The 12,756-nt window shown below is 70.2% G+C and carries 10 protein-coding genes, 1 pseudogene and 1 riboswitch; of the genes and pseudogenes, 4 read left to right on the forward strand and 7 right to left on the reverse strand.

What is annotated here, in order from left to right; genetic code table 11:
* Nucleotides 1-52: 52 nt before the first annotated feature.
* The 5 genes from UYS_RS0214630 to UYS_RS0214650 form a co-directional block, all read right to left on the reverse strand.
* Complete coding sequence (locus UYS_RS0214630; RefSeq protein WP_016856270.1) at nt 53-1,216, reverse strand: phosphoglycerate kinase; 1,164 nt, start codon at nt 1,214-1,216, stop codon at nt 53-55.
* A gap of 37 nt (nt 1,217-1,253) precedes the next feature.
* Nucleotides 1,254-2,288, reverse strand: a complete 1,035-nt coding sequence (locus UYS_RS0214635; protein WP_016856271.1) for a type I glyceraldehyde-3-phosphate dehydrogenase — start codon at nt 2,286-2,288, stop codon at nt 1,254-1,256.
* A gap of 154 nt (nt 2,289-2,442) precedes the next feature.
* On the reverse strand, nt 2,443-3,165 hold the full coding sequence (locus tag UYS_RS0214640) for an LrgB family protein (RefSeq protein ID WP_016856272.1): 723 nt from the start codon (nt 3,163-3,165) through the stop codon (nt 2,443-2,445).
* Nucleotides 3,162-3,539: a CidA/LrgA family protein gene (locus UYS_RS0214645; RefSeq protein ID WP_040478631.1), complete on the reverse strand. Its 378-nt coding sequence runs from the start codon at nt 3,537-3,539 to the stop codon at nt 3,162-3,164. Before UYS_RS0214645 ends, UYS_RS0214640 begins: the two co-directional genes overlap by 4 nt.
* 30 nt (nt 3,540-3,569) lie before the next feature.
* Nucleotides 3,570-4,529, reverse strand: a complete 960-nt coding sequence (locus tag UYS_RS0214650; protein WP_016856274.1) for a LysR family transcriptional regulator — start codon at nt 4,527-4,529, stop codon at nt 3,570-3,572.
* Nucleotides 4,530-4,626: 97 nt separating this feature from the next.
* On the opposite strand from UYS_RS0214650, the gene UYS_RS0214655 reads away from it, so the two are divergent.
* Nucleotides 4,627-5,772 (forward strand): alkene reductase, encoded by a 1,146-nt coding sequence (locus UYS_RS0214655; RefSeq protein WP_016856275.1) that lies wholly within the window; start codon nt 4,627-4,629, stop codon nt 5,770-5,772.
* 179 nt (nt 5,773-5,951) lie between these two features.
* Complete coding sequence (locus UYS_RS0214660) at nt 5,952-7,004, forward strand: class I fructose-bisphosphate aldolase (protein WP_016856276.1); 1,053 nt, start codon at nt 5,952-5,954, stop codon at nt 7,002-7,004.
* Between the two features lie 87 nt (nt 7,005-7,091).
* On the opposite strand, the gene UYS_RS0214665 is transcribed toward UYS_RS0214660, so the two are convergent.
* Both UYS_RS0214665 and tkt read right to left on the reverse strand, forming a co-directional pair.
* Nucleotides 7,092-7,574 carry a 6,7-dimethyl-8-ribityllumazine synthase gene (locus UYS_RS0214665; RefSeq protein ID WP_016856277.1) on the reverse strand — a complete coding sequence of 161 codons (483 nt, stop codon included), beginning with the start codon at nt 7,572-7,574 and terminating at the stop codon, nt 7,092-7,094.
* A gap of 102 nt (nt 7,575-7,676) precedes the next feature.
* Nucleotides 7,677-7,860: riboswitch (FMN riboswitch) on the reverse strand.
* Nucleotides 7,861-7,996: 136 nt separating this feature from the next.
* Complete coding sequence (gene tkt / locus UYS_RS0214670; RefSeq protein WP_016856278.1) at nt 7,997-10,003, reverse strand: transketolase; 2,007 nt, start codon at nt 10,001-10,003, stop codon at nt 7,997-7,999.
* Between the two features lie 328 nt (nt 10,004-10,331).
* Between tkt and metK the strand changes: the two genes are divergently transcribed.
* Nucleotides 10,332-11,552, forward strand: coding sequence for a methionine adenosyltransferase (gene metK, locus UYS_RS0214675; protein ID WP_016856279.1), 1,221 nt, complete (start codon nt 10,332-10,334; stop codon nt 11,550-11,552).
* Nucleotides 11,553-11,669: 117 nt separating this feature from the next.
* Nucleotides 11,670-12,756 (forward strand): annotated as a pseudogene (locus tag UYS_RS0214680) (NAD-dependent DNA ligase LigB); the annotation flags it as partial.

Here is a 12,756-nt window from a genome sequence, read left to right on the forward strand (position 1 = left end):
CCTTTGTTGTGTGAGGCGGCGCGCCGCGCCGCCTGCGTCGCAGTGTTCGTGATTATTCGGCGGCGGCTTCGAGGGCCGCGACCGCCGGCAGCACCTTGCCCTCGACGTACTCGAGGAAGGCGCCGCCGCCGGTGGAGATGTAGGAGACCCGCTCGGCGATGCCGTACTTGTCGATGGCCGCCAGAGTGTCGCCGCCGCCGGCGATGGAGAAGCCGTCGCTCTCGGCGATGGCGTAGGACAGCGCCTCGGTGCCATGGCCGAACTGGTCGATCTCGAACACGCCGACCGGGCCGTTCCACAGGATGGTGCCGGCGGCCTTGAGCTGCTCGCCGAGCCGGGCGGCGGTCTCCGGGCCGATGTCGAGGATCATCTCGTCATCGCCCACCTGGTCGACCGGCTTGGTCACCGCGGAGGCGTGCTCGGAGAACTCGGTGGCCACCACCACGTCGCTGGGCAGCGGGATCTCGACCTTGTCCATCAGCGCCTTGGCGGCCTCGACCAGGTCGGCCTCGTGCAGCGACTTGCCGACGTTGTAGCCGGCCGCGGCGATGAAGGTGTTGGCGATGCCGCCGCCGACGATGATGCGGTCGCACTTCTCGGACAGCGCGTTGAGCACCTCGAGCTTGGTGGAGACCTTGGAGCCGCCGACGATGGCGGTCATCGGGCGCTTCGGGGTGGCCAGGGCCTTCTCCAGCGCCTCGAGCTCCCGGGCCAGCAGCGGGCCGGCGCAGGCGGCGGGGGCGAAGCGCGCCACGCCGTGGGTCGAGGCCTGGGCGCGGTGGGCGGTGCCGAAGGCATCCATCACGTAGACGTCGCACAGTGCGGCGTAGGCCCGGGACAGGGCCTCGTCGTCCTTCTTCTCGCCCTGGTTGAAGCGCACGTTCTCCAGCAGCACGACCTCGCCGGCCTCGAAGGCGGGTGCCGTCTCCAGATAGTCCTCGACCAGGCGCACCGGGCGCCCGAGCAGGCCGGCCAGATGCTCGGCCACCGGCGCCAGCGAGAATTCCTCGGCCGGCTCGCCCTCGGTGGGACGGCCCAGGTGGCTCATCAGCATCACCTTGCCGCCGGCCTCGAGCGCCGCCTGGATGGTCGGCAGGGCGGCCCGCAGACGGGCGTCGCTGGTCACCTGGCCGTTCTTGACGGGCACGTTCAGGTCCTCGCGGATCAGCACTCGCTGGCCGTCGAGGTCGAGGTCGGTCATCTTGCGCACGTTCATGGAAGCAGATTCCTCGTCTGGGAAAGCCGAAGGGGTCTCAGGCATCGGAGGGTGGCACCGGGCCCAGTCGGGCGATGCGGCCGGCAACGTCGAGCATGCGATTGGCGAAGCCCCACTCGTTGTCGAACCAGCACAGCATCTTGATCAGGCGGCCGCCGGCCACCCGGGTCTGGGTGGCGTCCACGATACCGGAGCGCGGATCGTGGTTGAAGTCGACCGAGGCCATGGGCGTTTCGGTGTAGCCGAGCAGCCCGGCGAGCCGCCGGGCGCTGGCCTCGCGCAGCAGGGCGTTGACCGTCTCGGCGTCGGTATCGGTGCGCACCGAGAGCGCCAGGTCCATGGCCGAGACGTTGATGGTCGGCACCCGCACGTGCAGGCACTCGAAACGGTCGGCCAGGTGCGGCATCAGGCGGTTGATGCCGCGGGCAAGGCCGGTGTCCACCGGCACGATGGAGTGCATCGCCGAGCGCGTCAGGCGCAGGTCGGTCTGGTGATAGGCGTCGATCACCGGCTGGTCGTTCATCGCCGAGTGAATGGTGGTGGTGACGCCGTGGTCGAGGCCCAGCGCCTCGTCGAGCACCGTCAGCACCGGCACCAGGCAGTTGGTGGTGCAGGAGGCGGCGGAGATCACCCGACATGCGGGCGTCAGGTCGGCGTCGTTGATGCCGCTGACGATGGTGGCATCGACGTCGCTCTCGGCGGGCTGGGAGAACAGCAGGCGCGCGGCGCCGGCGGCCAGGTGGGCCTCGGCGATGTCGCGTTCCTTGAAGCTGCCGGAGCATTCCAGCACCAGGTCGATCTCGAGCTCGGCCCAGGGCAGGGCGGCCGGATCGGCCTCGGAGAGCACCCGGATCGGGTGGCCGTCGATCACCAGCTGCTCGCCGTCGACCTCCACGCTGCCGGGGAAGCGGCCGTGAGTGGTGTCGAAGCGGGTCAGGTAGGCGATGGTGTCGAGCCCGGACAGCTCGTTGAGGGCCACTACCTCGAGCTCCGGCATGTCACGCTCGACGAGCGCGCGCAGCACGCACTGGCCGATGCGGCCGTAACCGTTGATGGCGATGCGTAGGGCCATGGCCTGTCCGAGGCTCCCGAGTCCGGTGGGCGAGAGGCGGCGATTCTAGCCTATTTCGCGATCGTCGTCGCCGGTCGGGGCGCCCGGGAGATGCGCGCCAGCGCCGGCCTCGCACGCGTATGCGACGAAAGTCGCCCACTGGCGAAGGAGGCGTCTAGAGGCCCAGCAGTCGCCAGGCCAGCGGCAGGCACAGGGCGGTGAGGATGCCGGTCAGGCTCATGCCCAGCGACGCGAAGGCGCCGGCGGCGGGGCTCAGCTCGAAGGCGCGCACGGTGCCGATGGCATGGCCGTTGACCCCCAGGGCGAAGCCGAGGATGCGGTGGTCGCGAATGCCCAGCGCCGGGGCCAGCAGGCTGACCGCCAGGGTCGCCATCACCCCGGTGAGCAGCAGCCCGCCCATCAGCAGCGGCACCGAGCCGCCGAGCCCCTCGACGATGCCGAGCGCGATCGGCGCGGTCACCGACTTGGGCGCCAGCGAGGCCAGCACCTCGGGGCTGGCGCCCAGCGCCCAGGCCAGCGCCAGCGAATAGCACGAGGCCAGGGCCGCCGCCGGGGGCAGGCTCAGCGCCAGCGGCTTCCACAGCGCGCGGATGTGGGGCAGCTGCTGGTAGAGGGGCACCCCGAGCGCCACCGTGGCCGGGCCGAGCAGCAGCATCAGCCAGTCGGCGCCGCGCCGGTAGTCGGCGACGTCGATGGACAGCCCCCACAGCGTGGCGGCGACCAGCACCGCGGCCAGCAGCACCGCCGGGCACCAGCTGGGGCGTCCCAGGCGCTCGACGGCCCACAGGGCGGCGAGATAGGCGGCCAGCGTCAGGGCGATGGTTGACAGCGGAGTGGCCAGCAGCGCCTCGCGTACCGCCATCAGGGCGTCGCTCATGAGCGGGACCCCGGCGTCGCGTCCGTCCCGGGCTCGGCGGGCATGCAGCGGCGCATCAGCAGCAGGGTGGTCAGCACGCTGGCCAGGGTACCGACCACCAGCGACACCGCGACGGCCAGCCACTGGCCGGCGAAGTCGTCGGCGACGAAGAACACCCCCACCACGCCGGGCATGATCAGCATCGCCAGCAGACCGATCAGCGGCTGGCCGGCGGCGGCGATGTCATCGAACCGGCCGATGCGCAACATCAGCAGGGCGGTCATCAGCAGCATGCCCACCACCCCGGCCGAGACCGGCAGGTCGAGCAGCACGACCAGCGTCTCGCCGGCCAGCCATACCCCCGTGAGCCACAGAAACCCGCGCAGCACTGCGATCACCTCGTTCTCCCTGACTGATGTTCTTGCTCAGGCGTCATCATGCCAGAGCGGCGGGGGGAAATCCGCCGAACGTTCGCCGGGGGGCTGTGCGTCGGCATCGGACGCCGGGCGGCTCAACAGCTCGATCATCCAGCGGTGGATGGTGCTGTTCTGGGTGCGCGGATGCCAGGCCACCGCCGCTTCGAAGGTCGGCGTGGCGAAGTCGACCTCGAGCGGTGCCACCTTGGGATTGGGCAGCAGGCTGGCTGGATAGAAGGCGATCAGGTCAGTGGTGTAGAGGACGTCCGGCGCCGCCTTGAAGCTCGGCACCGACATCACGATGTGGCGCTCGAGCCCCTGGCGGGCGAACCACTGGTCGTGGGAGCCCTTGAGGTCCGCCCGCGAGGGCGAGATCACCAGCTGAGGCAGCGCCGCGATCTCGGCGATGTCGAGGGTCCGTCCGTGCAGTGGCGAGCAGGGGCTGGCCACGCAGATGTGGCGATCCTCGAACAGCGTGAGATAAGGCAGGCTGGGGGGCAGGAAGTCCGGGAACGACAGCGCTAGATCCAGCTCGCCGGTCATCAGCTGGCGCTCGACCTGGTCGGTGCGGACGTTCTTCACGATCAGCCTCAGCGAGGGGGTCTGGTGCCGCACCCGGCGCAGGAAGTCGGGCAGGATCGCCTGGCTGGCATAGTCGGTGGCGCTGATCGTCACCACGCCCTCGTAGGTCGCCGGGGTGAAGTCGGCGGGCGTCAGCAGGGCATCGATGTCGCGCAGGATCCGGCTGACCTTCTCGCCTAGCTCGAGGGCCAGCGGCGTGGCGGTCATGGCGTTGCCCTGGCGCAGGAACAGCCGGTCGTCGAACAGCGCCCGCAGCTTGCGCAGCTGCTCGCTGATGGCCTGCTGGGTCAGCCCCATGTCGGCGGCGACCCGGGACAGGTTGCGCTCGCGCAGCAGCGCCTCGAGCACCCGCATCTGCTTCACGTCGAGGCGGTTGATACCATTCATATTGGTAGCCTTTACAAGAAACCTTTGTTTCTAATGGTATCCGTGCGTCCCTAAGCTCCCAACCCGAATCGAGTCGACAAGACGCCAGGAGGTTGGAATGGATACGCAGCACGCCCCACTGTTCGAGACGGTCCGCCTGGGCCCCTTTACCCTGCCGAACCGCATCGTGATGCCGCCGCTGACGCGCTCACGCAGCAGCCAGCCCGGCAACGTGCCGAACGACTGGATGGCGCGCTACTACGCCCAGCGCGCCGGTGCCGGCTTCATGATCACCGAGGGCACCCAGATCGAGCCACGGGGCCAGGGCTATGCCTGGACGCCGGGCATTCACTCGCAGGCGCAGATCGAGGGCTGGAAGGCGGTGACCGACGCCGTGCACGCCAAGGGCGGCGTGATCTTCTGCCAGCTGTGGCACGTCGGGCGGGTGTCGCATCGCTCGCTGCAGCCGGGAGGCGAGGCGCCGATCGCGCCCTCGGCGATCCGCGCCGAAGCGGTCAAGGTGTTCGTCGAGACCGGGCCGGGCGAGGGCGAGCTGGCCGAGCCGAGCGAGCCCCGGGCGCTCACCACGGCGGAGGTGGAGGAGCTCGTCGCGCTCTACGCCCAGGCGGCGCGCAACGCCATGGCGGCCGGCTTTGACGGCGTCGAGCTGCACTGCGCCAACGGCTATCTGGTGAACCAGTTCATCTCCGAGCACACCAACGTCCGCACCGACCGCTACGGCGGCAGCCTGGCCAATCGCCTGCGCTTCCTGGAAGAGATCGTCGAGGCGGTTGCCGGCGTGGTCGGCGCCGAGCGCCTGGGCGTGCGCTTCTCGCCGCTGTTCGAGAGCACCGACGAGGATCGCGTCTATCTGGGGCTGGTCGAGGGCGATCCGCAGGCCACCTATATCGCGGCCATCGAGCGGCTGGAGCAGGCCGGCGTGGCCTACGTCTCCATCGCCGAGGCGGACTGGGACAGGGCCCCGGATCTGCCGGACGCCTTCTACCGCGAGGCGCGCGCCGCCTTTTCCGGCCGCCTGCTCTACGCCGGCCGCTACACGCCGGAGAAGGCGACATGGATGCGGGAGCAGGGCCATGGCGACCTGTTCGCCTTCGGCCGGCCCTTCATCGCCAATCCCGACCTGCCGGCGCGCCTGCGTCGGGGATGGCCGCTGAACGAGGTCGACCCGGCCACCATGTACGGCGGCACGGACGTTGGCTACATCGACTATCCGACCTACGAGGAATCGCCGCTGGCGTCGTGAGATCCGTCGCCGTCTCGCGCCAGGCGCTGGCGGGAGGCGACGACAAGTCGGGTTCGGGGTCGCCGAGACGGCGGCCCTTTCGTGTCGTGGACGGGCTGTCGCCGCGCGTCGCTTGCTCTAGGCTAGGGAGGGACTCGCGAACTCCCCCGACAACCAGCCATCAAGGAGCGAAAGCGGCGATGACCAACATAGCCCAACACCTCGGCGACGAGGCGGACAGCCTGCTGACCCACCAGTGCCGCGGCATTCCGGCCGCGTCGATCCACGCACCGGGCCCGGACTTCGTCGATCGGGTCATGGCCCACGGCGACCGCCGGCCCCACGTGCTGCGCAACATGCAGGCCCTGTTCGACCAGGGGCGGCTCGGCGGCACCGGTTACCTGAGCATCCTGCCGGTGGACCAGGGCATCGAGCACTCCGCCGGTGCCTCCTTCGCGCCCAACCCGCTCTACTTCGACCCGGCCAACATCGTCGAGCTGGCCATCGAGGGCGGCTGCAACGCCGTGGCCTCGACCCTGGGCGGGCTGTCCTCGGTGGCGCGCCAGTACGCGCACAAGATCCCGATGCTGCTCAAGCTCAACCACAACGAGACGCTGACCTATCCGGCGGTCTACGACCAGACGCTGTTTGCCCAGGTCGAGCAGGCCTTCGAGATGGGCTGTGCGGCGGTGGGGGCGACCATCTACTTCGGCTCGCCCGAGAGCCGCCGCCAGATCGGCGAGATCAGCCAGGCCTTCGAGCGCGCCCACGAGCTGGGCATGGTCACGGTGCTGTGGGCCTACCTGCGCAACCCGGCCTTCAAGCACGAGGGCCAGGACTACCACACCGCCGCCGACCTCACCGGCCAGGCCATCCACCTGGCGGCGACCCTCAAGGCCGACATCGTCAAGCAGAAGATGGCCGAGACCAACGCCGGCTATCGCGACATCGGCTTCGGCCACACCCACGCCAAGGTTTACGATGAGCTGACCTCCGAGCATCCCATCGACCTGGCCCGCTACCAGGTGGCCAGCAGCTACATGGGCCGCGCCGGGCTGATCAACTCCGGCGGCGCCGCGGGCGGCGAGAGCGACCTGGCCCAGGCGGTGCGTACCGCGGTGATCAACAAGCGCGCCGGGGGCATGGGGCTGATCTCCGGCCGCAAGGCGTTCCAGAAGTCGATGGCCGAGGGCGTCGAGCTGCTCCACGCCATCCAGGACGTCTACCTGGACGACACCGTCACTCTGGCCTGATCCGGCAAAGGGCGAAACGCAAGAAGGCACGGCATAAGCCGTGCCTTCTTTCGTTGCCGCCCCGTCGGGGCGTGCCTCGGACACGCCTCAGGCGTCGATCAGCTTGCGCGCCTCGCGCAGGTTGGCGAGCGTCATGGCGCAGGAGTCGGCGGCCTCGCGGCCCTTGGTCACGAAGTGTTCGTGGTAGAAGGCCGTGTGGGTGGCGTGTTCGTGGAAGTGGTGCGGGGTGAGCACCACCGAGAGCACCGGGACCTCGGTGTCCAGCTGGACGCGCATCATGCCGTCGATCACCGCGTGGGCGACGAAGTCGTGGCGGTAGATGCCGCCGTCGACCACGAAGCCGGCGCCGACGATGGCGTCGTAGCGGCCGCTTTTCGCCAGCAGCTTGGCCTGCAGCGGGATCTCGTAGGCGCCGGCGACGCTGACGACGTCGATGCGGTCGGCCTCGATGCCGTGCTGCTCGGCGAGGGTGGCGGTGAAGGCCTCGCGGGCCTGGCCGACGATGTCGCTGTGCCAGCTGGCCTGGATGAAGGCGATACGGGGGGCGTGTTCGAACTTCGACTGATTCATGGTCTTCCTCGAAAAAGCTACCAGAATCAGGGCATGCGGAACCGTCGACGGATAAACGAGGCGTGCGGCATCGGCCGCGCGCCCGCGCCTTCCCGGCTGGGGTGCCGTTCTCTTCCATCCGGACTATGACCGTCGGCTTCGGGATCTCACCGAATCTGCTGACCCCGGCGGCCGTGATGGCCGGGCCGGGCGCTCGCGGGCTCGTGTCGCTGGCAGGCTCGTATCGAACGAGGCGCGCGGGACCATCACCGCCGGTGGGGACTTTCACCCCGCCCTGAGAACAGTGGCCATGGACAATGACAGAGGCGCCATGGCCGAGGCCTCATCATAGGGGCTCGCTCGGGGCGGGCCAAGGCATCGGCGGCACAAAAAAAGGGTGCGGCCGCGGCCGCACCCTCCCGATGTCGCAGACGGTGTCGCGATCAGTCGTCGTCGGCATCGTCCAGCAGCTGCTCGGCCTCGCCCACCACGTTGTCCACGGTGAAGCCGAAGTGCTGGAACAGGTCGCCGGCCGGGGCGGACTCGCCGAAGCTGTCCATGCCCACGATGCGGCCCTCGAGGCCCACGTACTTGTACCAGTAGTCGCGGTGACCGGCCTCGACGGCGATGCGGTTGCCCACTTCCGCCGGCAGCACGGCCTGGCGGTAGGCGGCGTCCTGGGCGTCGAAGACGTCGGTGGACGGCATCGACACCACGCGCACCGCGCGGCCCTGCTCGGCGAGCACGGCCGCGGCGTCCATGGCCAGGCCGACCTCGGAGCCGGTGGCGATCAGGATCAGCTCCGGCGTGCCCTCGCAGTCCTTCAGCACGTAGCCGCCGCGCTGGATATCGGCCAGCTGCTGGGCGTCGTGCTGCTGGTGCGGCAGCCCCTGGCGGGACAGCACCAGCGCGGTCGGGCCGGCCTGACGCTTGATGGCCGCGTTCCAGGCCGCGGCGGTCTCCACGGCGTCGCAGGGGCGCCAGGTGGAGAGGTTCGGCGTAGTGCGCAGGCTGGTCAGCTGCTCGACCGGCTGGTGGGTCGGGCCGTCCTCGCCCAGGCCGATGGAGTCGTGGGTGAAGACATAGGCCGCGCGCTGGCCCATCAGCGCCGCCATGCGCACGGCGTTGCGCATGTACTCCATGAAGATCAGGAAGGTGGCGCCGTAGGGCACGAAGCCGCCGTGCAGGGCCAGGCCGTTCATGATCGCGCCCATGCCGAACTCGCGCACGCCGTAGTGCAGGTAGTTGCCGCCCGGCGCCTCTGAAGAGATCGCCTCGGCGCCCTTCCAGAAGGTCAGGTTGGACGGCGCCAGGTCGGCGCTGCCGCCGAGCAGTTCGGGCAGCTGCGGGCCGAGCTCGTTGAGGCAGGCCAGCGAGGCCTTGCGGCTGGCGACGGAGTCGCCCTTTTCCTGGGCCTGCTGGATCATCGCCTCGCTGGTCAGCTCGGCGGGCAGCTCGCCCTTCTGGCGGCGCAGGAACTCGCGGGCCAGCTCGGGATGGGCCTCGGCGTAGCGCTCGAAGCGCGCCTGCCACTCGGCCTGGCGGCTGGCGCCGGCCTCGTGGGCATCCCAGCCCTGGTAGATGTCTTCCGGCACATGGAAGGGCGCGTGGGACCAGCCCAGCTGCTGACGGGCGGCGGCGACCTCGTCCTCGCCCAAAGCGGCGCCGTGGCACTCTTCCTTGCCCTGCTTGTTGGGGGCGCCGAAGCCGATGATGGTCTTGCAGATGATCAGGCTCGGCTTGTCGTCGTGCTGGCGGGCCAGCTCGATGGCGGCCTTGACCTCCTCGGGCTTGTGGCCGTCGACGGCGGGCACCACATGCCAGCCGTAGGCCTCGAAGCGCTTGGCGGTGTCGTCGGTGAACCAGCCCTCGACCTCGCCGTCGATGGAGATGCCGTTGTCGTCGTAGAAGGCGATCAGCTTGCCCAGCCGCTGGGTGCCGGCCAGCGAGCCGACCTCGTGGGAGACGCCTTCCATCAGGCAGCCGTCACCCAGGAAGCAGTAGGTGTAGTGGTCGACGATCTCGTGGCCCGGGCGGTTGAACTGGGCCGCCAGGGTGCGCTCGGCGAGCGCCATGCCCACGGCGTTGGCCAGGCCCTGGCCCAGCGGGCCGGTGGTGGTCTCGATGCCCGGCGCGTAGCCGAATTCCGGGTGACCGGCGGTCTTGGCGTGCAGCTGGCGGAAGTTCTGCAGCTGTTCCAGGCCGAGCTCGTAGCCGGAGAGGTGCAGCAGGGAATAGAGCAGCATGGAGCCGTGGCCGTTGGACAGCACGAAGCGGTCGCGGTCCGGCCAGTGCGGGTCGGCCGGGTTGTGCTGGAGGTAGTCGTTCCACAGCACCTCGGCGATGTCGGCCATGCCCATGGGGGCGCCGGGGTGGCCGGAATTGGCCTTCTGGACGGCGTCCATGGACAGGGCGCGAATGGCATTGGCCAGTTCGAAACGGGACGGCATGGGGGTCAGCTCCTCGCCTGCGGCAGATAAGTAGCAATGACGCAGCCCGGTCGGGGGTGGCCGGGCATGGATCTCGGCTGGAATGCGCCGCGAAATGGGGCGGCACGCACGAATCAGGGCGGTCATTGTCGCCGAATGGGCCGCGGCCTTCAAATCGCCGCGCCGGCGGGCGCGCCAGGCGGCCTCGGCGTCCGAGCGGCGCTAGGAAGCCCCGCGGCGAGCGTGTAAAATCCGCTGCCAGCCGGTCCGCCCGGGCCTCGGCGCCATGCCACCGCCCGAGCCTTGGGGCCAGATGCCTTCCTCCCATTTCCTGAGGGCCGAGGACGCCATGAGCGAATACTCCCTGTTTACCTCCGAATCCGTCTCCGAGGGGCACCCGGACAAGATCGCGGATCAGATCTCCGACGCGGTGCTCGACGCCATCATCGCCCGCGACCGCAACGCCCGCGTGGCCTGCGAGACCATGGTCAAGACCGGCGTGGCCATCGTCGCCGGCGAGATCACCACCTCGGCCTGGGTCGACCTGGAGGACCTGGTGCGCCGGGTGATCCTCGACATCGGCTACACCTCCTCCGACGTCGGCTTCGACGGCGAGACCTGCGGCGTGCTCAACCTGATCGGCAAGCAGAGCGTCGACATCGCCCAGGGCGTCGATCGCAGCAAGCCCGAGGATCAGGGCGCCGGTGACCAGGGCCTGATGTTCGGCTACGCCAGCGACGAGACCGACTCCTACATGCCGGCGCCGATCCACTACTCGCACCGCCTGGTGGAGCGCCAGGCCGAGCTGCGCCGCAACGGCATGCTGCCGTGGCTGCGTCCGGACGCCAAGAGCCAGCTGACCTTCCGCTACGACGAGCACGGCAAGCCCTGTGCCGTCGACGCCGTGGTGCTCTCCACCCAGCACGACCCGGAGATCGACCAGGAAGACCTGCGCAAGATGGTCAAGCGCGAGATCATCGAGCAGGTGATCCCCGCCGAGTGGCTGACCGAGACCACCGAGTACCACATCAACCCGACCGGCAAGTTCGTGATCGGCGGCCCGGTGGGCGACTGCGGCCTGACCGGGCGCAAGATCATCGTCGACACCTACGGCGGCATGGCCCGCCATGGCGGCGGCGCCTTCTCCGGCAAGGACCCGTCCAAGGTCGACCGCAGCGCCGCCTACGCCGGCCGCTACGTGGCCAAGAACATCGTCGCCGCCGGCCTGGCCGAGCGCTGCGAGATCCAGGTCTCCTACGCCATCGGCGTGGCCGAGCCGACCTCGGTGTCGGTCAACACCTTCGGCACCGGCCGCATCAGCGACGAGCGCATCATCGAGCTGGTCCGCGAGCACTTCGACCTGCGGCCCAACGCCATCACCACGATGCTCGACCTGCTGCACCCGATGTATCGCCTGACCGCGGCCTACGGTCACTTCGGCCGCGAGCCGTTCGAGACCTCCTATACCTGGACCGACACCCAGGGCGAGGAGCACACCGAGACCTTCACCGCCTTCCCCTGGGAGAAGACGGACCGCGCCCAGGCGCTGCGCGACGCCGCCGGCCTGTAAGCGCTCGGCGACCGCCACAGGCGTCGCCGATCTCGTACGAGAGAAGAGGGCCCCGTCCGGCATCGCCGGGCGGGGCCTTTGCTTAGGCTCGGGACAGGCCCCTCCGACGGTGTCGCCATGTCTCGCTATCTCGCCCTGCTGGTCTGGCTGTTCGCCGCCCCGCTCGCGGCCGATGACTGCCCGAGCTGGCCGGCTCCTCGCGCCGAGCGCGAGCTCGCCGCCCTGCACGAACGCCTGAGCGCCTGGAACGCCGCCTATCGCCGCGACGGTAGCTCGCCGGTCTCCGATGCCGTCTATGACCAGGCTCGCGCGCGACTCGAGGCCTGGCGCCGCTGCTTCCCCGAACGGGCATTTGATGCGCCGCCCTCGAGCGGCCCGGCCGGTGACTTTCTCCATCCCATCGCCCAGACCGGGCTCGCCAAGCTCGATGGCGAAGACGCCGTGCGCGCCTGGCTGGCGCGGCGCGACGACGCCTGGCTGCAGCCCAAGGTGGACGGCGTGGCGGTGACGCTGCTCTACGAGCAGGGGCGGCTCACGCGAGCCATCAGCCGCGGCGATGGCGAACGCGGCCAGGACTGGACGCAAACCATGCGCCGGCTGCCCGCTGTGTCCGAGCGACTGAGGGGCGTGCCGCCCGAGCGCGTGGTGCTGCAGGGCGAGCTCTATCGTCGCCTCGACGGCCACGTCCAGGCCGAGGCGGGAAGCGCGGGGGCACGCAGCGCGGTGGCGGGCTGGCTGGCGAGGGCAGAGCTCGATGCGGCCACGGCCGGCGAGATCGGCCTGTTCGTCTGGGCCTGGCCCGACGGGCCGGCGGCCATGGTCGAGCGTCTCGATGGCCTCGCCGCCATGGGCTTCCCCGACACCCGGCGCTGGAGCCGCCCCGTGGCGGCGTTCGAGGAGGCGGCGCGCCTGCGCGGGCGCTGGTATCGCGGCCCGCTGCCCTTCGCCACCGACGGCGTGGTGCTCAAGCAGGGGCGGCGGCCGGACGGCCAGCGCTGGCGGGCCGAGCCGCCGGGCTGGGCCGCGGCCTGGAAGCATCCGCCCCGGGAGGCGCTGGCCGAGGTGCGTGGCGTCGAGTTCCGCGTCGGCCGCACCGGGCGCATCACGCCGCTGCTGCACCTGGTGCCGGTGACCCTCGACGGGCGCCGCCTGAGCCGGGTCTCGGCGGGCTCGCTCGAACGCTGGCAGGCGCTCGATATCCGCC

It is taken from the genome of Halomonas smyrnensis AAD6, from assembly GCF_000265245.1.
GTDB classification, from domain to species: Bacteria; Pseudomonadota; Gammaproteobacteria; order Pseudomonadales; family Halomonadaceae; genus Halomonas; species Halomonas smyrnensis.

Bases quoted from the DNA above. Each gene is read 5' to 3' on its own strand.
- UYS_RS0214655 (WP_016856275.1), top strand. From the start codon at position 4,627: ATGGATACGCAGCACGCCCCACTGTTCGAGACGGTCCGCCTGGGCCCC.
- metK (WP_016856279.1), top strand. From the start codon at position 10,332: ATGAGCGAATACTCCCTGTTTACCTCCGAATCCGTCTCCGAGGGGCAC.
- UYS_RS0214660 (WP_016856276.1), top strand. From the start codon at position 5,952: ATGACCAACATAGCCCAACACCTCGGCGACGAGGCGGACAGCCTGCTG.
- UYS_RS0214630 (WP_016856270.1), bottom strand. From the start codon at position 1,216: ATGAACGTGCGCAAGATGACCGACCTCGACCTCGACGGCCAGCGAGTG.
- tkt (WP_016856278.1), bottom strand. From the start codon at position 10,003: ATGCCGTCCCGTTTCGAACTGGCCAATGCCATTCGCGCCCTGTCCATG.
- UYS_RS0214635 (WP_016856271.1), bottom strand. From the start codon at position 2,288: ATGGCCCTACGCATCGCCATCAACGGTTACGGCCGCATCGGCCAGTGC.
- UYS_RS0214665 (WP_016856277.1), bottom strand. From the start codon at position 7,574: ATGAATCAGTCGAAGTTCGAACACGCCCCCCGTATCGCCTTCATCCAG.
- UYS_RS0214640 (WP_016856272.1), bottom strand. From the start codon at position 3,165: ATGAGCGACGCCCTGATGGCGGTACGCGAGGCGCTGCTGGCCACTCCG.
- UYS_RS0214650 (WP_016856274.1), bottom strand. From the start codon at position 4,529: ATGAATGGTATCAACCGCCTCGACGTGAAGCAGATGCGGGTGCTCGAG.